This is a genomic window from Couchioplanes azureus, assembly GCF_014648355.1.
GTDB lineage: Bacteria > Actinomycetota > Actinomycetes > Mycobacteriales > Micromonosporaceae > Actinoplanes > Actinoplanes azureus.
The window spans coordinates 611,784-632,176 of sequence record NZ_BMQY01000004.1 but is presented as its reverse complement, the minus strand read 5'-3'; the positions used below and the strand labels follow the sequence as shown (position 1 = coordinate 632,176).

The following is a 20,393-nucleotide window of genomic DNA, read 5'->3' as shown; positions in this document are numbered from 1 at the left end:
CACGAATCGCCGAGGGCACCCCGTCCAGGGGTGCCCTCGGCGACGTCGTCAGTGGGCAGACCCGGTCTCGCGGCTGCCCGACCAGGCGCGCCACAGCTCGGCGTACCGCCCGCCGGCCGCGATCAGGTCCGCATGGGTGCCGCTCTCCACCACCCGCCCGTCGGCGAGCAACACCACCCGGTCCGCGGCCGCGGCCTGGGTGAGCCGGTGCGCCACGACGAGCGCGCTGCGGCCGTCGAGCGCCCGGGCGGCCGCGTGCTCCAGGTCCCGGGCGCTGGCGCTGCCGGCGTCCGCGGTGGCCTCGTCCAGGATCGCGACCGGCGGGTCGGCGAGGACCAGCCGGGCCAGGGCGACCTGCTGGGCCTGGGCCGCGGTGAGCCGGTGCCCGCCCTCGCCGACCACGGTGCCCAGCCCGTCGGGCAGCGCGTCGGCCCAGCCGAGCGCGCCCACCCGGTCGAGCGCCGCGCGCAGCTGCGCGTCGCCCGCGCCGGGGCGCGCGAGCCGCAGATCCTCCGCCAGGGGACCGGCGAAGACGTGGACCTCCTGGGTGACCAGGGCGATGGTGCGTCGGACGAGGGCGGGATCGAGCTCGGTCAGCTCCACGCCGCCGAGCCTGATCGAGCCGTCGGCCGGCCGGTGCACCCCGGCGACGAGCTTGGCGAGGGTGGTCTTCCCGGCGCCGCTCGCGCCCACCAGCGCCACCCGCTCTCCCGGAGCCAGCTCGAGGTCCACGCCGTGCAGCACCTCGTGGCCGCTGCGGTAGGCGTACTCGACGCCGGCCGCCTTGACGGACGTGTCGACGGGGGGTGCCGTGGCGGCGCGCGGCGGCGCGGCCGGCTGGTCGGCGACCCCGACGAGCCGGGCGAGGCTCGCGGTGGCCGCCTGCGCGGTGTCGGCCAGGGCCAGCGCCGCATTGATCGGGTTGAACAGGTTGTGCACGTACAGCGCCGCGGCGGTCGCCGTGCCGATGGTCGCGGATCCGGTGCGCACCAGCAGGAACCCGGCGACGAGCACACCCGCCAACGCCACGAACTCGGCGGCGTTGAGCCGGCCGTAGAAGCCGGTGAGCAGCCGGATGCCGCGCATCGCCAGGTCCACCACGGCGCGCGAGCGCTGCGCCACCTGCCCGACGTGCCGGTCGCCGAGCCGGAACGCCCGGACGGTCGCCGCGCCCGCGATGCTGTCGAGGAGCTGTTGCTGCTGAGCGCCGTCGGCGACCCGGTGCGCGGCGTAGATCTTGCGGGCATGGCCGCTGTACCAGCGGACGGTGTGCAGCTGGATCGGCACGGCGAGCAGCGCGGCGAGCAGGAACCGCCAGTCGAGCACCGCGAGTCCGGCCAGGGTGAGGGCCACGGTCAGGCCCGACCGGACCAGGACCGGCAGGGCGTGGCGGACCGCTTCGGTGATGGCGGTCACGTCGCGGGTGACCCGCGCGGTGAGATCGCCCGCGCCGGCCTCCTCCAGCCGCTCCAGGGAGAGCTGCAGGGCCCGCTCGACGAAGCGTTCCCGCAGCCGGGCGAGCATCGCCTCGCCGAGACGGGCGACGAGGGAGACCCCGGAGGCGGTGCAGACCCCCTGCGCGATCGCGACCACCGCGAGCGCGACGACCGGCGGGGTGAGCGCGGCGGCCGGGCGGCCGGCGGCGACGAGGTCGATGAGGTGGCCGAGCAGCGGCGCCGTGAGCAGTCCGATCGCCGTACCGGCGACCAGGACGACCAGACCGGCCGCGGCCAGCGACCGGTGCGGTCGCAGCAGCCGGCGCACCGCGGCGCGGGTGTCGGCACCGGTCGCGGTGGGCAGCAGCTGCCGGACGGCTCCCGGCGTGGCGTCGTGCGGAACGGTCATCGACATCTCCTGATCGATGGGGCGGCTCGGCCGGCTCAGGTGAGGACGGCGGCGCGGTAGCGCGGGTGGGCACGGAGCAGGTCGCCGTGGTGGCCGGCGGCGGCGACCGAGCCGCCGTCGACGAAGACCACCCGGTCGGTGATCGTCAGGAGCGCGGGGCTGGTGGTCACCAGCAGGGTGGTACGGCCCTGGCGGGTCCGCCGGATCCCGCGCGCGAGGGCGGCCTCGGTGACGGCGTCGACGGCCGTGGTGGGGTCGTGGAGCACCAGGACCGGCGGGTCCGCGGCGAGCGCCCTGGCCAGGGCCGCCCGCTGGCGCTGGCCGCCGGAGAGCGACCGGCCGCGTTCGCTCACCGCGGTGTCGAGGCCGTCCGGCAGCGCGCCGGCCAGCTCGTGCACTCCCGCCGCGGCCAGCGCCTGCTCCAGGGCCTCCGGCGAACGGGCCGCGGCGGCGACGTTGTCGAGCAGGCTGTCGGCGAAGAGTTCCGCGTCGTGCGCGGCGACCAGCAGCGTCGCGCGGATGTCGTCCGGGTCCAGTCCGGACAGTGAGCTGCCGTCGAGCGCGATGCTGCCGTCGGCCGGATCCGTCTCGCGCGCGAGGCACCGCACCAGGGCGGTCGCCTCGGCGGGCTCGGTCGTCACGACACCGACCAGCTCGCCGGGAGCCACGTCCAGGTCGAGATCGCGCAGGCCGGCGTGCGAGACACCGCGCAGCCGCAGCCGCCCGCGCACCGGTCGCGGCACGGCGGCGCCGCCCGGGGGCACCGCCGGGGGAGCGGACAGCACGGCCGCTATCCGGGTGGCCGAGGCGCGGGCCTGGGCGAGCTGCCCGTTCACCCAGGAGAAGAGAGACAGTGGCCAGACCAGGAACTGGGCCAGACCGACGGCGGTGACCAGCTCACCGACGCTCAGCTCACCGCGCGCGGCGAGCCGGCCGCCGACGAGGGCGATCGCGGCCAGGAACAGGCCGTTGACGGCGAGCATGGCACCGTCCAGCCAGGCCTGCGCGCCGGCCGCCCGTACCGCCGCCGCCATCGACTCCCGGCTCGTACGCCGGTACCGGTCGGCCGCCGTGGCCTCGGCCCCGATTCCCTTGAGCGAGCGCACGCCGGCGATCAGGTCCGCGGCGATCCCGGAGGCCTGGGCGGCGCGCTCCTGTTCGACGTGGCTGCGACGCTCCAGCGGCCGGCCCAGCAGATGTGCCAGGAGCAGCAGGACGGGCGAGCCGAGCAGGACGAGCAGCCCGAGCGGGACCGAGATGCGCAGCAGGGCCACCGCGGCGACGAGCAGGCCGAAGACGGCCGCCGCCGCCCGGGGCAGGGCGAGGTTCACGTCGCCGGCGCGCTGGGCGTCGCTGGTGGCGGTGCTCGTCAGCTCGCCGGCCAGCCGGCCGCGCTCGGCGCCGCCGGCCGGGTCCAGCACCCGGGCGGCGAGCGCGATCCGCAACCGGTGCGCCCCCTCGAACGCGGCGCGCTCCTCCATCCGCAGGCTGTACCGGAAACACAGGGACAGGGCGGCGATGACCGCGGCGAGCAGGAGCAGCCCCCGGATCAGCTCGGCCGGGCGTCCGCTCGAGATCGCTTCGTCGATGACGACGCCGACGAGGATCGGTACGCCCGCCTCGCCCGCCTGATGGGCGGCGGCGAGCACGGCGCCACCGGCGACCAGCCGCCCGTGTCCGGCGATCGTGCGGCGCAGCAGGCTCGGCCCCGATCGTGTCGTGGCGCGCACCGACCACCTCCGGTCCATCGTGGTTTCCTCCGACAGATGCGCCGGATCGGGTGAGTTCAGCCACCGCGGGTCACACCGCGCGTCCCGGAGGCGGAAGGTAAGGCTAGCCTAAGGTACGCTCGGGCGGCGGTGCACACCTCGCCTCGGCGGCCGGCAACGGAGGGACACGGATGCGCGACGTACGCCCCGGGCCGGTCCTGTCCGGACCACGGCGAAGCCCCGTACGACGGCCGGAAGGAGCCTCGTGAGCGCGGTTGATCTGGCGACGGCCGGGGTCGTCCGGCGCCCCGGTGGCCACCTGCGCCGCCGGACCGGTGGGCTGGTGCTCGCGGTGGTGGTGCTCGCCGTCGTCGTCGTCGCCAGCCTGGGAATCGGGGCGAAGGACGTCTCCGCCGCCGCCACCTGGGCCGCGCTGTGGCACGACGACAACTCCACGGAGGCGCTCGTCATCCGCGAGTTCCGGCTGCCCCGCGCGCTGCTCGGACTGCTGGCCGGGGCGGCCCTCGGGCTCGCCGGCGCGCTGATGCAGGCGCTCGCCCGCAACCCGCTGGCGGACCCCGGCCTGCTCGGCGTCAACATGGGCGCCTCGGCCGCGGTCGTGGTGGCCATCTCCTACCTGGGCGTCTCGGCGATCACCGGCTACGTCTGGTTCGCCTTCGGCGGGGCCGCAGTGGCCAGCGTCGTGGTGTACCTGCTCGGTTCCGCCGGCCGGGCCGCGGCCACCCCGGACCGGCTCGTCCTCGCCGGGGCGGCGGTCAGCGCCGTGCTGATCGCCTTCACCTCGGCCGTGCTGCTGCTGGACCCGAACGCCTTCAACGAGTTCCGGTTCTGGAACATCGGGTCACTGGCCGGACGCAAGCTCGACGTGGTCGCGCAGATCGCGCCGTTCATCGCGGCGGGGATCGCGCTCGCGCTGGCCCTCGCCCGGCCGCTGAACCTGCTCGCCCTCGGCGAGCAGGCCGGCCACGCCCTCGGCGCCCACATCGGCCGGACGAGAGCCCTCGGCGCGCTCGCCGTGGCGCTGCTCTGCGGTGCCGCCACCGCCGCGGCCGGCCCCATCGGCTTCGTCGGCCTCGCCGTACCCCACCTGGCCCGGCTGCTGGTCGGCCCGGACCAGCGCTGGGTGCTGGCGTACTCCGCGGTGCTGGCGCCGATCCTGCTGCTCGGCTCCGACGTCGCCGGCCGGGTCCTGATCGCCCCGGCGGAGCTGCAGGTCGGCATCGTCACCGCCTTCGCCGGTGCCCCCGTCTTCATCGCCCTGTGCCGCCGCCGGAAGCTGGCCGAACTGTGAACCCGCCCGCGGTGACCGCCCCCGCCGACGACGCCCGGCCGGTCCGCGTCGTGCGCGGTCACGTGCTGCGCGACCGGCGCGACCGGCTGTCGGTGCGGGTACGGCCGCGTCCCGCGATCGTCGCCGCGGCCCTGATCGCCGCGCTGGCCGGCGTCACGGTGGCGACCATCACCACGGGCGACTATCCGATCTCGGCGCTCGACGCGGTCCGGGCCCTGTGGGGCGCGGGTGATCCGGCGTCCGAGTTCATCGTGACGACGCTGCGGCTGCCCCGGCTGGTCACCGGCCTGGTCGTCGGCATCGCCCTGGGGGTCAGCGGCGCGATCACCCAGAGCTTGTCGCGCAACCCGCTGGCCAGCCCGGACATCATCGGCCTCACCAGCGGCGCGGCCACCGGCGCGATCCTGGTCGTGGTGGTCCTGCACGGCAGCATGATCGATACCGCCCTCGGCGCCGTCGCCGGTGCCGTCGGCACCTCCGTCCTGGTGTACCTGCTCGCCTTCAAGAACGGGGTGCAGGGCTTCCGGCTGATCCTGGTGGGTATCGGCGTCAGCGCGATGATCCTGTCGGTCAACTCCTACCTCATCGCCCGCGCCGCCTGGCAGGACGCGATCGCCGCACAAGCGTGGCTGGTCGGCGGACTCAACGGCCGTGGGTGGGAGCATGCCGAGCCCGTACTCGTCGCCACGGCGCTGTTGCTCCCGGTCGCCCTCCTGCAGGCCCGCCGGTTGTCCCTGCTGGAGATGGGCGACGCCGCGGCGACCGCTCTCGGCGTACCCGTCGAGCGCAGCCGGCTACTGCTGCTCGGGGTGAGCGTCCTGCTGGCCGGGGTGGCCACCGCGGCGGCCGGCCCGATCGCCTTCCTCGCCCTCGTGGCGCCGCAGCTGGCGCACCGGCTGACCAGGTCCGCCGGGCCCGGGCTGCTCGCGGCGGGGCTGATGGGCGCCCTGCTGCTCACGGCGAGCGACCTCGCCGTCCAGCGTCTGTTCGCCCCGGCCCAGCTGCCCGTCGGCATCGCCACGGCGGGCATCGGCGGGTCCTACCTCGCCTGGCTGCTGGCCCATCAGTGGCGGCGTGGCCCCCGGTGACCTCGACGACCCCGCACGGCAGAAGGGACCACGACATGTGCGACACCAGGGTGCGGTCATGACCCGGCTGCGCGCGGAGAACATGACGCTCGCGTACGAGCGGCGCACCGTGGCGACCGGGCTCGGCGTCAGCATTCCGGACGACTCGTTCACCGTCATCGTCGGACCCAACGCCTGCGGCAAGTCCACCTTGCTCAAGGCGCTCGCCCGGATGCTCAAGCCGGCGACCGGGGCGGTGTACCTCGACGGCAAGCTGATCTCTTCCTACCGCAACAAGGAGGTCGCGCGCCGGCTGGGACTGCTGCCGCAGACCTCGGTCGCCCCCGGCGGCATCACCGTGGGAGACCTGGTGGCCCGCGGCCGCTACCCGCACCAGCGCCTGCTGCGGCAGTGGTCCCGCGACGACGAGTCCGTCGTCGCCGAGGCCATGCGGCGCACCGGCGTGCTCCCGCTGGCGGACCGGCTGCTCGACGAGCTCTCCGGCGGTCAACGGCAGCGGGTCTGGCTCGCCATGGTGCTCGCCCAGCAGACCCCCGTCCTGCTGCTGGACGAGCCGACCACCTTCCTCGACATCGCCCACCAGGTGGAGGTCCTCGACCTCTGCGCGGACCTCCACGAGACGGGCGGGCACACGCTCGTCGCCGTGCTGCACGACCTCAACCAGGCGTGCCGCTACGCCAGCCACCTGATCATCATGCGGCCGGGTGGGACGATCGCCGCCCAGGGCGACCCCGGCCGGATCGTCACGGCGGCGCTCGTCGAGGAGGTCTTCGGACTGCCGTGCCGGGTCATCCCGGATCCGGAGACCGGCACGCCGCTGGTCGTGCCGCGGCGCCGGCAGGGGTCCCCCGGCGCGGTCGCACCGCCGCCCACCGCCGAGGTCTTCGCCGGGGACCCGGCGGGGCAGGGCAGTATGGGGGCGTGCTGAGTGATCTCGACCTGGCGCGGCGGGCCGCGCTGACGGGTGCGTCCGTCGCCCTGCGGCACTTCGACGCGCTGGCGGATCTGCCCCGTGAGCGCAAGCCGGACGGCAGCGTGGTCACCGCCGCCGACCGGGACACCGAGGCCGCGATCCGCGAGGTCCTGCGCGCCGCCCGTCCCGCCGACGCGGTGCTGGGCGAGGAGGGCGGAGAGGTCGGGGCGGGCGGCCGCCGGCGCTGGATCGTCGATCCGATCGACGGCACCGCCCAGTTCGTCTCGGGCGACGACCGCTGGCTGGTGCTGGTCGCCCTTGAGGTGGACGGCGAGATCGCGGTCGGGGCCGCCGCGGTCCCGGCGCAGGGCACGCTCTGGTGGGCGAGCCGCGGCGGCGGCGCCTTCCGCTCCGCCCTCGACGGTACGGCCCGGCAGCGCGTCACCGTGGCCGCCGGCCGCCCGGACGTGCTCGACGGCGCCCGCCTGGGCGTGGTCCCGGCACCGCCCAACTACCTCGACACCGACCGGCGGATCGCCGCCCCGCTGGCCGAGCGCGCGACGACCGCCGAGTGGGACGTGCACGCCCCGCTGCTGGTCGCGAGCGGCGGCCTCGACCTCGCGGTGCAGACCCGCGGCGAGCTGTGGGACTTCGCCGTGACGTCGCTGATCGTCACCGAGGCGGGCGGTGCCTACGGCGGCGCCGACGGCATCCGGGGACCCCGCGCGGGCACGTCGCTGTTCGCCCGCAGCCCGCAGCTGTGGAGGCAGGCGCACCGCGCCCTGTGGAGAGACTCAGGAGCGGGCGGCGAAGATCAGCGCGGCCAGCGCGCCCAGTGACAGCACGACGCTCGTGATGCCCAGCACCCGCCCGATCAGCGCCGGTCCCACCCCGTGCGCCCCGCGCCCGCGGGTGCTCAGCACGATGGCGACGATCCCGAGGATCCCGCCGATCAGGCAGAAGGAGAAGGGCACGGAGATGAGCCCGAGCGCCAGTGCGCCCCGCCCGGCGCTGGCGTCGGGAGGAGTCGGCGGCGCCGCGTTGCGCGGGTCCCACTGCAGGCGCGGCGGCAGGTCCTGCACCTGGGCGAGGAGGTCGGAGGCGTACGTCGCCGTGCTCACCGCCACGATCCGGGAGTCGTAGGCCGGCTCGGCCAGGTGACCCTCGGCGAGCGCCTGGTTCAGCAGGTCGATCACCTGGGTGCGGTGCACGGTACCGATGCGCTCGTCCTTCATCGCGCGCTGACCGTATCGCGCGCCCCGCCCGGCCCGGGCGCAAATCGACGAGCTCGGCGCTTCCTCCGGTTCGCCGCAGCGGCCGCGGTCCGCCTTTCGGCCGGGTGGGGCCGGGCCGGAGTCCGTCCGCAGGCCCATGCCGGCAGAGCGTGGCGACCGTACGATCGGCCGCCATGAAGATCATGCGCGAAGTCGCCGTGGCGGCCCCCGTCGCGGGCTGCCTGTGGGGATTCCTCGACTTCGTCTGGATCAAGTACCTGCCGTTCCCGGTGGGCGGGCTCGGCAACTCCGTCGCCGCCTGGGCGGTGGCCGCCTTCCTGTTCGCCTACGGCACCCGGTGGACCCTGCTGCGCGGCATCGTCGCCGCGGTGGTGATGCTGGTGGTGGCCGTTCCGAGCTACTACGTGGCGGCGGCGCTGATCCAGGACGACGCCTGGTCGAACGCGGTGAGCACGGTCGCGTTCGCGTGGATGGGGCTCGCGGTGGTCGCCGGCGTCCTCTTCGGCGCCGGCGGGGTGGTGGCGCGGACCCCCGGACGGCTGCGGCTTGCGGCCCTCGCGCTGCCCGCCGCCGTCCTGCTCGCCGAGATGGCCGTCGATCTGGGCCGGTTCGGCGACCCGAACTACCGGACGGGCGAGATCTGGAGCTACGCGGTCGTCCTCGCCGTCCTCGCCGTCGTGGTCACCGTGGTGGTCGCGAAGACGTGGCGGGACCGCGTGATCGCATCGGCCTGCGCGGTCCCGCTGTCGGCGGCGGGACACCTGCTGATGATCACCACCGCGTTCGGGCCCGGCTAGGACGGGGTCTGCGCCACGGCGAGGTTCAGCTCGGCAAGGAAGGCCGACGCCGCCGGGGTGAGCGAGGAGCGGTTCCAGACCAGGTACTCGTTGCGGGTGGGCGCGTCCCGGACTCCGACGGTGACCACGCCGGTCAGGTGCGGGGTGTACATCGACGGGAGCAGGGCGACGGCGAGGCTGTCCCGGATCAGCCGGAGCATGAGGATGTCCACGGTGGTCACCTCGAAGGCGACCTCGCGGCGCAGGCCGGCGGCGGCGAAGGCGAGGTCGGACTGGGCGCGCCCGGCCGTGCCCGCCGGCAGGTCCACGAACGCCTCGGTGGCCAGCCGGGCCAGATCCACCTCGCCCTCCCCGGCCAGCGGATGTTCCGGGGCGACCACGGCCACCAGCCGGTCGTGGGCCAGCAGCCGGCTGCCGACCCCGTCCGGCCGCGCCGTCACCGGCAGACCGAGGAAGGCCACGTCGACCGCGCCCTCCTTGACCTGCTCGACGAGCTGCTCGCTGCCGCCGACGCGCAGCCCGATCCGGACCTGCGGGTAGCGCCGGTGGAAGGCGTGCAGGGCGGGCGGGATGTCGACCGCCGCGACGGTGGGGATCACGCCCACGGTGAGCCGCCCGCGGACCTCCCCGACGGCGGCGGCGACCGCGGCGGTGGCGCGCTCGGCGGCGTCCAGGCACTGCCGCGCCACCGGCAGGAACGCCGCGCCCGCCGGCGTCAGCCGCACCCGCCGGCTGGTACGCGCGAAGAGCCGGGCGCCGAGCTCGCGTTCCAGGCGGGCGATCTGGTGGCTGAGGGCGGACTGCACGACGAGGCAGCGTTCGGCCGCCCGCGTGAAGCTGTTCGTCTCCGCCACCGCGACGACGTACCGCATCTGCTGGAGTTCCATCGATTCATCGTGAATCACGATCGCTGGCCTGACAACGATGTGTTGGACTCATTGATGCCGCACGACCAGGCTGGCACGCATGAGAATCCGGACGACGTTGCTCACCGCCCTGGCACCCCTGGTGTGGGGCACGACGTACGTGGTGACCACCGAGCTGCTGCCGCCGGGACATCCGCTGTTCGCGGGGCTCATGCGGGCGCTGCCGGCCGGCCTGGTCGCCATCGCGCTCACCCGTACGCTGCCCCGGGGAACCTGGTGGCTGAAGGCCTCCGCGCTCGGGGTGCTCAACATCGGCGTGTTCCTGCCGCTGCTGTTCGTCAGCGCCGGACGCCTGCCCGGCGGCGTGGCCGCCACCCTGGGCGCGGCGCAGCCGCTGCTCGTGGCCGTCCTGGCCGTGGCGGTGCTGCACCAGCGTCCGTCGGCCTGGAGCCTGGCCTGGGGGATCGCGGGCGTGGCCGGCGTCGGCCTGGTGGTGATCGGGCCCGGCGCGGGCTTCGACCCGGCCGGGGTCGCGGCCGGTCTCGCCGGGACCGGCGCGATGGCGCTGGGCGTGACGCTGACCAAGCGGTGGGGGCGCCCGGCCGGGGCCGGCCCGACGGCGTACGCCGGCTGGCAGCTCGCCGCGGGCGGGCTGTTCCTGGTGCCGGTGACCTGGCTGGTGGAGGGCGCCCCGCCGGCCGTCGGCGCGCCCGCCGCGCTCGGCTACCTGTGGCTCGGCCTGCCCGGTGGGCTGATCGCCTACGTCCTGTGGTTCCGCGGCATCACCACGCTGCCGGTCACCTCGGTCGCCGTGCTCGGCCTGCTGTCGCCGATGGTGGCCGCGCTGCTCGGCGCGGTGCTGCTCGGCCAGCTGCTCGGCCCCGTCCAGCTGGCCGGTTTCGCCCTCGGGCTGGCCGCGATCGTCGCCGGCCAGCTCTCGCCGCGCCCGCGCCGGCCCGGACGCGCCCGCGGGTTGCCGCCGCGGGCGCGTCCGGCCGGGCTCAGCTCAGAGCCCGCTTGAGCAGCTTGCCCGTGGCCGTCATCGGCAGCGAGTCGACGAAGGCGACGACGCGCGGGTACTTGTAGCTGGCCATCTGCTCCTTCGACCAGGCCACGAGCTCCTCCTCGGTCACGGTGGCGCCCTCCTTGCGGATGACGTACGCCTTGATCTCCTCGCCGTGACTCGGGTGCGGCACGCCGATGACCGCGGCGAGCGAGACGGCCTCGTGGGTCATGAGAACCTCCTCGATCTCGCGCGGGTAGACGTTGAAACCGCCCCGGATGATCATGTCCTTGGCGCGGTCGACGATGTAGTAGAAGCCGTCCTTGTCGCGGCGGGCCAGGTCGCCGGTGCGGAACCAGCCGTTGTTCATGACCTCCGCGGTGGCCTCCGGGCGGTTGTAGTAGCCGCGCATGATGTTGTGGCCCCGGATGGCGATCTCGCCGATCTCGTCGGCGCCCTCGACGGTGTTCCAGGACTCGTCCACGAGCCGGACCTCGACGCCCCAGATCGGGATGCCGATCGAGCCGGGGCGCGGCTCGCTGTCCGGGTCGCTGAAGGTGGCCACCGGCGAGGTCTCGCTGAGGCCGTACCCCTCCAGGATCTGCACCCCGAAGCGGGCCTTGACCTCCTTGATGATCTCCACCGGCAGGCTGGAGCCGCCGCTGACCGCGACGCGCATGGTGCGGGCGATGCGCTCGACGTCCACGTCCTCGGTCAGGGCGTTCAACAGCCCCCAGTACATCGTCGGGACGCCCGCGAAGAACGTGACGTCCTCCTTCTGCAGGAGCTGGACCGCCCCGGCGGCGTCGAAGCGCGGCATGAGCACCAGCGTCGACGCCGAGGCGAAGCCGGCGTTCATGTTCACCGTCGAGCCGAACGAGTGGAACAGCGGCAGCACCAGCAGGTGGGTGTCGGTGCCGGGCTGGGTGCCGAACAGCCGGTTGCAGGTGAGCGCGTTGAGCACGAGGTTGGAGTGACTGAGTTCGGCGCCCTTGGCCTGCCCGGTCGTGCCGCTGGTGTAGAGGATCACGGCCGGGTCCGTCTCGGCGGCCAGAACCGTCTCGAAGACCGGCGACCGGCCGGCGAGGGCCCGTCCCAGCGTCTCGGCGCCCTCGATCGGCGACGGCGCGGCCGGGTCGGCGGTGATCAGGAAGAAGTGCTCACAGCCGGGCGTCCCGGCGAAGCCCGCGTGGCCCTCGGCGCCCATCGGCAGCTCGGCCGTGCCCTCGAAGCAGAAGTACGCGCGCGCCTGCGAGTCGGCCAGGTGGTAGGCGACCTCCCGGCCCTTGAGCAGGACGTTCAGGGGCACCACGACCGCGCCGGCCTTGAGGATCCCGTAGTACACGATCGGGAAGTAGGGCAGGTTCGGGCAGGACAGCGCCACCTTGTCGCCCGGCCGGATGCCCCGGCTGACGAGCAGGTCGGCGACCTGGTTGGCGGCGGCGTTCACCTGCGCGTACGACAGCCGCTGGTCGCCCAGGACGACCGCCGCGCGCTCCGGATAGTGCCGTGCGCTGTCCTCCAGGAGGACGGAGAGGTTGAGCATGCGTGGTCTCCTCGACAGATGGGGCGTGACGTCGATGTCGATCCCAGCATGCCGACCTGCGGAACGTAAACCTCGGGTTGCTCCGGCGCCTCCTCACCTCGGGCCCCGGGCTGCCGATGGGAGGAGATGCCGCCGTCCGACCGCCGTGCCGAAGGGATCGTCGCCATGCCGAGCCCGCTTCCGCACGCCCGCGTCCGGGCGGTGCGGAACAGCGCGCTGCGCGCCGGTGTGGTACCCCTGCTCTGCGTGCCGTACCTGGTGAGCACCTGGCCGGGCGAGCACCACCCGGCGATGGCGGTCGTGGTCGCCGTGCTGCTGGGCGTCTCCGTGCTCACCGCGGCCGCCGCGCGGCTGATCGCCCGGTCCCGCCTGCGCCGGGTGGTGCAGCTCACCACCCTGGTCGCGACCGTGGAGGCGTACGCCGCCCTGGCCTGGCTCGACGGCGGCGTGTTCAGCACCATGGGCGGGCTGCTGCCGTTCGCCGTCATGCTCTTCGCCGTCACGATGCCGCCGCGCGCGTTCGTGGTCACCGGGGCGTTCAGCGCCGTCGCCTACTGGGTGGTGGTGCTGACCGGGGGACCGGCGCCGCCGGGGTACGCGGCCATCTACACCGCCGGCATCGCCTGGGTGGCCTTCGCCTGCCTGCGCTACGCCGGCGCCATGGCGTCGCTGCGGCGCCGGCTGGCCGAGCAGTCCCGGATCGACCCGCTCACCCAGTGCCTCAACCGGCGCGGGTTCGACGAGCGCCTCGCCGGGGAGCTCGCGGAGGCCGAGCGCACGGGCGAGCCGGCCGTGCTGCTGCTGATCGACCTGGACTCCTTCAAGGCGATCAACGACACCTACGGCCACCGCGCCGGCGACGACCTGCTGGCCTTCACCGGCCGGACGCTGACCGACCAGCTGCGGGCCCACGACGCGGTCGGCCGGGTGGGCGGCGACGAGTTCGCCGCGGTGCTCAGCGGGATCGACGCCGCGGGCGCCGAGGTCGTGGTGTCCCGGCTGTACGCGGCCCTCGACGGGACCGCGTCGGCCAGCATCGGCTACGCCTGCTACCCGGCCGAGGCGACGACCGTCGAGGAGCTCAAGCACCTCGCCGACGAGCGGGTCTACCAGGACAAGGCCCGGCGCCACCGGGAGGTGCCGGCCGCCGAGGCGGTCTCCCGCGTGCTCGGTGTGCCGTCCGCGCCGGTGCGGGCGACCGTCTCACCGCTGGAGCGCCGCCGCCGGGCCATCGCCGCCGGCGGCCTGCTGGGCATGGCCGACCCGTTCGTCGGCCTGGTGTGGGTCCTGGTGTTCGCCGCCGGTCATCCGCACCGGCTGGCCCTGGGTGTGCTGCTGGTGATCGCGATCGCCGTCGGCGCGGTGGTTCGGGGGCTGGCGACCCCCCTGAGCCGGCTCGCCGCCGCGGGGCCCATCGTGATGGCGGCCACGGCACTCGAGTTCGCCATCGCCCTGGCGGTGGTGGCCCTGGACGGCGGGGTGGGCAGCCCCCTCGCCTTCGGCCTGTTCGCGCCGATGCCGTTCGTCGTCATGACGACGCCGCGCCTGGGGCGCCCGCTGATCGCCGCGATCGCGGTCGGATACCTCGGCATCGCGGTCTTCGTCGGCTCGCCGGGCATCTGGTTCGCCCTGACCCACCTGACCGGCGCGCTGGCGGTCACGGCGGTGTGCGCGACCAAGGCCGAGGAGGCCGCACGGCAGCGCCGCCGGCTGAGCGAGCTGTCCCAGACCGACGCGCTGACCTCGGCCCTCAACCGGCGGGGGTTCACCGAGCGCTTCACCGCCGAGCTGTCGCACGCCCAGCGCCACCACCGGGCGCTGGCGCTGCTGCTGATCGACCTCGACGGTTTCAAGCAGGTCAACGACTCGCGCGGGCACGCCGCGGGGGACGAGCTGCTGGTGTGGGTGGCCACCGTCCTGAAGGACAACCTGCACTCGCACGACGTCGTCGGGCGCCTCGGCGGCGACGAGTTCGTCGTCCTGCTCACCTCGCACGACGCGCCGGACGTGGCGCAGGCCGCGGCCGCGCTGCGGTCGGCGATCTCGCCGCGGATCGGCGCGAGCATCGGCACCGCCGTCCTGGGCGAGCACGGCGAGGACTTCGACGCGCTGTACACGCACGCCGACGCCGACCTGTACGCCCACAAGAGCGCGGCGGGAGGCGGCCGGAGCCGCCGCCCCTCCCCGCCGGCGGTGTCCTGCGAGCACAGCGAATATCGACAAGCGTCGAAACAATAGCGCGTTCTCCCGCGTCCCTCGGCAAGGGCGCCCCGTCGATCGGCCGGCCGCTCGTCGACACGTACCGGCACGGCAAGGTCCCGCCGTGACACCGCGGCCGGACTGCGCCGTCCAGGCCGCCCGGGGACCGCCGGGCGGAGGCCGGCCGTCACCCATTCGTCGATGTCTTTCGATAGGTTCGGGGCTGACTGATCCACGTCGGACCGTGATCCGGTCCGCCGACGGAAGGAATCCCGACCGTGCGACGACTACTGGTGGCGACGCTTGCCACGGTGTTGACCCTCGCCGGCACCGCCACCCCCGCTGTTGCCGCGCCCGCTCCCGGGGGCCCGGGCCTGGGGGACGAGTACTTCCCCGACTACGGCAACGGCGGCTACGACGTCTCCCACTACGACGTCCGGCTGCGCTACTACCCGGACACCGACCAGCTCACCGGCACGACGACCATCCTCGCGACGGCCGGGCAGGACCTGAGCTCCTTCAACCTCGACTTCGTGCTGGACGTCGCCTCCATCAAGGTGAACAACCGGCCCGCCGCCTTCGCCCGGCAGGGCGATCACGAGCTGGTCGTCACGCCGGCGCGGTCGGTCGCCGCGGGGCAGGCCATGACCGTCGTCGTGCAGTACTCCGGGGTGCCGTCGAACAAGGTCGCCGCCGGGTTCACCGCCTGGATCCGTACGCCCGACGGCGCGCTGGCCGTCGGTGAGCCGGAGGAGGCGTGGTGGTGGTTCCCCAGCAACGACCACCCGTCGGACAAGGCCAGCTTCGACGTCTCCGTCGCGGTGCCGGACGGCGTCGAGGTGATCAGCAACGGCGTGCAGCCGCGCAACCCCACGCGGGAGACGCTCGGCTGGACCCGCTGGTACTGGCGCTCCGCCCAGCCGCAGGCCACCTACCTCGCCTTCATCGCGATCGGGCAGTACGACATCACCCGGGACGTCATGCCCGACGGCGAGCCGGTGATCAACGCGTACTCCGAGCTGCTGCCGGACGACTTCGACGCGGCCGCGCGGTCCAGCGTGGAGCGCACCGCCGAGATCACCGACTGGCTCGCCGGCAAGTTCGGCCCCTGGCCGTTCACCGCGCGCGGCGGCGTGGTGGCGCCGCCCGGCACGCTGACCTTCGCGCTCGAGAACCAGACCCGGCCCACCTACGGGTCCGGCTTCTTCCGGGGCGGTTCCAACACCTCGGTGGTGGTGCACGAGAACGCGCACCAGTACTTCGGTGACTCCGTGTCGGTGGCCCAGTGGAAGGAGATCTGGCTCAACGAGGGCTTCGCCAGCTACGCCGAGTGGCTGTGGTCGCAGGACCAGGGCGAGGGCACGGCCGACGAGATCTTCGACTTCCTGTACGCCACCCAGCCCGACGAGTTCTGGACCGTGCGGCCCGGCGACCCCGGCCCGGACCGGATCTTCGACGGCGCGGTCTACGACCGGGGCGCGATGACCCTGCACCAGCTGCGCCGCACGGTCGGCGACGACGCCTTCTTCGAGATCCTGCGCACCTGGGTGGCCGACCACCGGCACGGCGACGCCACCACCGCCGAGTTCGTCGCGCTCGCGGAGAAGGTCTCCGGGCTGCAGCTCGACGACCTGTTCCAGGCCTGGCTCTACACCCCGTCCAAGCCGGCCCTGGCCGCCCCGTCCGCGCAGGCGCCCGGTGCCTCGGCGGCGAAGGCGGCGACGGCGGCGAAGGCGCCCGCGGCGCCGAAGTCCTGGGCCAAGATTCAGCGGACCCACGAGCTGCTGCACCGGCACTGACGTCCGCCGGCACCGACGTCCGCCGGCACCGACGTCCGCCGGCACCGACGTCCGCCGGCACCGACGTCCCGCGGCCCTGCGGGGATCACCTGCCCCGCAGGGCCAGCGTCAGCTGGTCGGCCAGATCCCGCGGCAGCTGCGGCTGCCGTCCGCTCAGGACCTCCGAGACCAGCTGGTGCAGCCGCTGGCTGAACGCGACGTAGTGCGGCGACACCGGGCGCAGCCGCGCGGTCTCGACCGCCTCGCGCAACAGCGGCGCGTACGGATACTTCTGCTTGATCGTCTCGTCGTCGTAGACGGCGGCCCGGGTCGCGGCGAACCCGCCCGGGTCGAAGAGGATCTGCTGGCTGCGTTGGCTGGTCAGGAACTCGATGAGCGCCTGGGCGGCACGCGGCTTGCGGCTGCGCTCCGAGATCGCCAGGTTCTGCCCGCCCAGCACGCTCTGACCGGGCAGCTTCGCGACGTCGAACGGCACCCGCGCGCCGGACTGCGGCTGGTCGCCGGCGCGCATCGCCCGGTACGCGACCGGCCAGTTGCGCATGAACAGCACCCGGCCGTCCTGGAAGGCGCCGCGGCTGCCGGTCTCGTCGAACGTCGTCGACTCCGGCAGCACCACGGGCGGTCCCTGCCGCCGCGGGGTCAGCCGGCGCACGGCCTCGTCCCACGCCGCGAGGTCCAGGCCGACCCGTCCGTCGGCCGCGACGTCCAGGCGGCCACCGGCGGCCCAGACCGCCTCCAGCACGTTGACCGTCAGCCCCTCGTACCCGGCGAGCTGGCCGGTGTAGGCGGCGGCGAACCCGTCGCGCCCGGCCGCCTGCTCGATCGACGCCCAGGTGAACGGCGGCTTCAGCCCCTGGTCGGTGCGGTAGTAGAGCAGGCCCGCGTCGGTGTTGAAGGGCAGCGCCCACAGCTCGCCGTCGTAGCGGCAGGTCTGCAGCGGCTTGGCCATGAACGCCGTGTCCGGCTTCTCGGCCAGCAGCGACTCGTCGATCGGCCGGATCAGCCGGCGCCCCTGGGGCGGCCGGGCGAAGTACGCCGTCCAGGCCACGTCGAGGTTGAAGATGTCGGTCCCGGCGTCCTCGGCCCGGTTGGCCATCTCGAACCACTGCCCGTCGGCGGCCTGCGGCACGGTGACGATCCGGGCCGGGTTGCGCGGATGGCTGTCGTTCCACAGGTTGACGAGCTGCTGCCGCTGCCCGCCCGTGCTGTCGTCCTGGCCGCTGAGGATGACCAGCTCGCCGGGCTCGAGCTCGGCCGGCCCGGCCAGCGGCCCGACCAGGAACACCGACGCGGCCAGGGCGGCGCCGGTCAGGTTGCCGGCGGCGAAGAGCCACCACGGTCTGCCCCGGAAGCGCACCTGCGGTTCCTCCTCACTCCCAGATCTCGCGGAACATGCGGGTCAGCACCGGCGCGGGCGAGCCCAGCCCGGCGTCGTAGCAGCGCCCCGCGGTGTCCTCGGTGAGCCGGCGCAGACCCTCGTCGGCGCAGGCCACGTCGCCCACCGCGATGACCACGATGCGAACCCCGGCGGTCTGCGCGGGCGTCGGCCGCGGCTGAGCGCCGGTGTCCTTGCCGTCGGTGAGCACCACCAGCGTGCGGCGCGGGTCGGCGCCGCCCGGACCGGCCCGCAGCGTCGCCGCGCCGCGCCGGATGGCCTCGTGCAGCGGGGTCCCGCCGCCGGGCCGCACTCCGGCGGTCGCCCGGCGCACGGCGCCGACCGGGTCGTCGCCGGGCGCGGCGAGCGGCAGCAGCTCGCGCGTGCCGCCTGTGCTCCCGCCGGCGCCGGTCTTGCCGCCGGTCTTGCCGCTGCCGCTGCCGGCGAAGGTGATCAGCCCGAGCCGGTCCCGCCCGCCCAGCCGGCTGACGGCCTGCTCCACGGCGGCGACGGCGACCTCCCACCGGGTCCGGGTCGGATCGGCGGTGACGGTGTTCATCGAGCCGGAGGAATCCAGCGCCACCAGGAAGTGCCCCGGCCGGCGGGCCCGGGCGTACCGCTCGGCGACCGCGCGGCGCACGAACGCGTCCGGCTCGGGCTGCACCACGCGCGCGAACGGCCAGTCGGCCAGCACGCCGTTGCCGGTGCCGAGCGGCTCGCCGACGTCGTACGCGTACGGCCGCAGCCCGATCCGCAGCAGCGCCGCCCGGCCGGGATCGGTGCGCAGCCAGCGGTGGAACCATCCGGCGTACGCCCGCGTCGTGCCCGCCTGCACCTGCCGCGGCCAGTCCAGGGTCACGACGGCCTGCCGGACCGCCGGGGTGTCCGAGGGGTAGTAGGCGCGCAGCCGGTCGCCGCCCTGCGGCACCGTGGCCCGCGGGCACGCGTCGCCGGCCGGATCGCCGCGGTTGAAGCGCACGAGCTGCTGCTCGGTGAGGATCGTCGCGGTGCTGCCGCGCGCCAGCGAGCGGCAGAGCAGGCGCGCCTCGTCGCCGACCGGATAGCCGCCGCTGTCCAGCGCCTGTTCGAGGCGGTGCTCGTAACGGGTGCGCGCGGTCGCGGCATCGATGGTGCCGTCGGCGTAGAGCTTGGCGGTGGCCATCCGGGCCACCGGCGACAGCGCGAAGTCGCCCCGGACGATGCCCGCCCCGCCGCCCTCCGGGTCGCCGCCGCTCGCGCGGTCGGCGAGGTCGAACAGCTGCGGCCAGGTCCGGGTGGCACGCCGCGCGTCCTCCGGGACCGCCGACCGCAGCGGGACGCCGAGCACGATCGGGGTGCGCGCCACCTCGGCGACGGCGGTCACGATCTCGGAGGCCGGCGGGCTGAACGCCGGCACGTCGGTCGCGGCGCCGGGCAGCCAGACGTCCGGGTGCGGGCCGACGTCGCGCAGGAACGCCCGCCCGTCGCGGTCCTGCCCCCAGCCGTGTTCGAGCCCGTCGACCATCTCCTGGGCGGTGACCGGGTAGACGTACAGGTCGACCGACCGGCAGCCGTGGCGCTGCCCGGCCACCCAGTCCTCGAACGCCGCGGCCAGCTCCCGGTACGCGCTCAGCCCGGCCGGCGCGGCGGCGACCCGCAGGTGCGTCGGCAGCGGGCAGCCGTCGCGGGCGAGCGGGCTGTCGGCCTGGACCCCGCAGCCGGACAGCAGCAGGGCCGCGACGAACAGCGGCATCCGCGTCCACCGCCGGCTTCCCGCGCGAGCGCGACCCGCCCCGCCGCCGGGATGCGGCCCGGGAGGCCCGCCCTCGGGCGCCCCCGGATCGCAGGATTCGGCGTCGGCAGGGTCGGGTTCGGATGAGCCGGGCGAACTGGCGGGCTCCGCCTCGGCGGGGGGCTGCCGCAGGAGCGGGACCGGCGGCGGGCTGGTCGCCCGGTGCGCGACCCGCAGCATGCCCTGCAGCCGGTGCACCGAGTACGTCGGATGCTGCTCCACCCCGGCGCCGAGCGTGCGCATCCGCGCGTCCACGTACAGGTGCAGCTCGTGGGCGTCCACCTCGCCGTCGCGGTTGAGGTCCGCCTCGCCGGTCCGCAGCCCGTGCACCACGCACCGGGTGAACAGGCCGCCGGTCTTGCCCTCGATCGCCTGCTGGATGCTGGTCGCCGCGGCGATGACCACCTGCCCGCGGACGTGCGCGTCGTCGGCGGGCGGTGCGGTGAAGGCACCCGGGCCGGCGGTCTCGGCGGACCCGACCGGCGGCGCGGCCGGGGCGGGGCGGGGGCCGGCGTGGTCCAGGTCCTTGCGGTCGTCGAAGGCGCCCGCATAGCAGCAGTCGAGCAGGACCACGATCCGGCGGGCCGGGCTGGTCTCCATCTCGTGGGTGATGTCCTTGGCCGCGAGCGCCGTCACCCACAGCAGGTCGGGCACGGTGTCGCTGACCGCGAAGTAGAGGTTGCCCTCGTCGTTGCGGACGCCGTGCCCGGCGATGTAGAGCAGCAGGATGTCGTCCGGGGCGGCGCGGGAGAAGAACCGCTTGATCTGGTGGCCCGCGGTGAGGACGCCCGGATCGCGCAGGACGGTGACCTCGAAGTCGCCGACGCGCGGATCGCCGAGGACCTCCCGCAGGCCCTCGGCGTCGGCGGTGGTGCCGGGCAGCTCGGAGTAGGCGGGGTCGCGGTAGTGCTCCGAGGCCAGGATGAGCGCGTGTC

15 protein-coding genes are annotated in these 20,393 nt (G+C 74.8%); 8 read left to right on the top strand and 7 right to left on the bottom strand.

The features are described 5' to 3' along the window. Positions 1–48 precede the first annotated feature (48 nt). Together IEY99_RS17960 and IEY99_RS17955 are read right to left on the bottom strand one after the other, a co-directional pair. A complete protein-coding gene (locus tag IEY99_RS17960; RefSeq protein ID WP_189204572.1) occupies positions 49–1,845 on the bottom strand; it encodes an ABC transporter ATP-binding protein in 1,797 nt (598 codons plus the stop codon). Between the two features lie 35 nt (positions 1,846–1,880). After that, entirely contained in the window at positions 1,881–3,593 is a 1,713-nt protein-coding gene (locus tag IEY99_RS17955) for an ABC transporter transmembrane domain-containing protein (RefSeq protein ID WP_189204571.1), read from the bottom strand. A gap of 226 nt (positions 3,594–3,819) precedes the next feature. Between IEY99_RS17955 and IEY99_RS17950 the strand changes: the two genes are divergently transcribed. The 4 genes from IEY99_RS17950 to IEY99_RS17935 all read left to right on the top strand — a co-directional run bounded on the left by IEY99_RS17950 (position 3,820) and on the right by IEY99_RS17935 (position 7,706). Further along, on the top strand, positions 3,820–4,866 hold the full coding sequence (locus IEY99_RS17950) for a FecCD family ABC transporter permease (RefSeq protein ID WP_189204570.1): 1,047 nt from the start codon (positions 3,820–3,822) through the stop codon (positions 4,864–4,866). 62 nt (positions 4,867–4,928) lie between these two features. Next, the gene (locus tag IEY99_RS17945; RefSeq protein WP_373293383.1) at positions 4,929–5,954 is read left to right on the top strand and encodes a FecCD family ABC transporter permease; all 1,026 of its coding nucleotides are present in this window, start codon (positions 4,929–4,931) and stop codon (positions 5,952–5,954) included. A gap of 82 nt (positions 5,955–6,036) precedes the next feature. Next, positions 6,037–6,882: an ABC transporter ATP-binding protein gene (locus IEY99_RS17940; RefSeq protein WP_229798930.1), complete on the top strand. Its 846-nt coding sequence runs from the start codon at positions 6,037–6,039 to the stop codon at positions 6,880–6,882. Further along, positions 6,876–7,706, top strand: coding sequence for an inositol monophosphatase family protein (locus tag IEY99_RS17935; protein WP_189204567.1), 831 nt, complete (start codon positions 6,876–6,878; stop codon positions 7,704–7,706). Before IEY99_RS17940 ends, IEY99_RS17935 begins: the two co-directional genes overlap by 7 nt. On the opposite strand, the gene IEY99_RS17930 is transcribed toward IEY99_RS17935, so the two are convergent. Continuing rightward, positions 7,662–8,102 (bottom strand): DUF1707 SHOCT-like domain-containing protein, encoded by a 441-nt coding sequence (locus IEY99_RS17930; RefSeq protein ID WP_189204565.1) that lies wholly within the window; start codon positions 8,100–8,102, stop codon positions 7,662–7,664. The two genes, IEY99_RS17935 and IEY99_RS17930, sit on opposite strands and share 45 nt — an antisense overlap. Before the next feature lie 173 nt (positions 8,103–8,275). On the opposite strand from IEY99_RS17930, the gene IEY99_RS17925 reads away from it, so the two are divergent. Beyond that, entirely contained in the window at positions 8,276–8,899 is a 624-nt protein-coding gene (locus IEY99_RS17925; RefSeq protein WP_189204563.1) for a DUF6518 family protein, read from the top strand. On the opposite strand, the gene IEY99_RS17920 is transcribed toward IEY99_RS17925, so the two are convergent. Continuing rightward, positions 8,896–9,786: a LysR family transcriptional regulator gene (locus IEY99_RS17920; protein WP_189204561.1), complete on the bottom strand. Its 891-nt coding sequence runs from the start codon at positions 9,784–9,786 to the stop codon at positions 8,896–8,898. The two genes, IEY99_RS17925 and IEY99_RS17920, sit on opposite strands and share 4 nt — an antisense overlap. 79 nt (positions 9,787–9,865) lie before the next feature. Here IEY99_RS17920 and IEY99_RS17915 point away from each other — a divergent pair, with 79 nt between their 5' ends. Further along, a complete protein-coding gene (locus IEY99_RS17915) occupies positions 9,866–10,786 on the top strand; it encodes an EamA family transporter (RefSeq protein WP_189204559.1) in 921 nt (306 codons plus the stop codon). Here IEY99_RS17915 and IEY99_RS17910 read toward each other — a convergent pair. Then, positions 10,767–12,314 carry a long-chain-fatty-acid--CoA ligase gene (locus tag IEY99_RS17910; RefSeq protein ID WP_189204557.1) on the bottom strand — a complete coding sequence of 516 codons (1,548 nt, stop codon included), beginning with the start codon at positions 12,312–12,314 and terminating at the stop codon, positions 10,767–10,769. The two genes, IEY99_RS17915 and IEY99_RS17910, sit on opposite strands and share 20 nt — an antisense overlap. A gap of 165 nt (positions 12,315–12,479) precedes the next feature. Between IEY99_RS17910 and IEY99_RS17905 the strand changes: the two genes are divergently transcribed. Together IEY99_RS17905 and IEY99_RS17900 are read left to right on the top strand one after the other, a co-directional pair. Then, a complete protein-coding gene (locus IEY99_RS17905; protein WP_189204555.1) occupies positions 12,480–14,552 on the top strand; it encodes a GGDEF domain-containing protein in 2,073 nt (690 codons plus the stop codon). Between the two features lie 239 nt (positions 14,553–14,791). Continuing rightward, positions 14,792–16,312, top strand: coding sequence for a M1 family metallopeptidase (locus tag IEY99_RS17900; protein WP_189204553.1), 1,521 nt, complete (start codon positions 14,792–14,794; stop codon positions 16,310–16,312). Between the two features lie 85 nt (positions 16,313–16,397). Here IEY99_RS17900 and IEY99_RS17895 read toward each other — a convergent pair whose 3' ends face one another. Together IEY99_RS17895 and IEY99_RS17890 are read right to left on the bottom strand one after the other, a co-directional pair. Continuing rightward, entirely contained in the window at positions 16,398–17,669 is a 1,272-nt protein-coding gene (locus IEY99_RS17895) for an extracellular solute-binding protein (RefSeq protein WP_189204552.1), read from the bottom strand. 13 nt (positions 17,670–17,682) lie between these two features. After that, positions 17,683–20,382 carry a caspase family protein gene (locus IEY99_RS17890; RefSeq protein WP_268245127.1) on the bottom strand — a complete coding sequence of 900 codons (2,700 nt, stop codon included), beginning with the start codon at positions 20,380–20,382 and terminating at the stop codon, positions 17,683–17,685. Between the last annotated feature and the right edge of the window lie 11 nt (positions 20,383–20,393).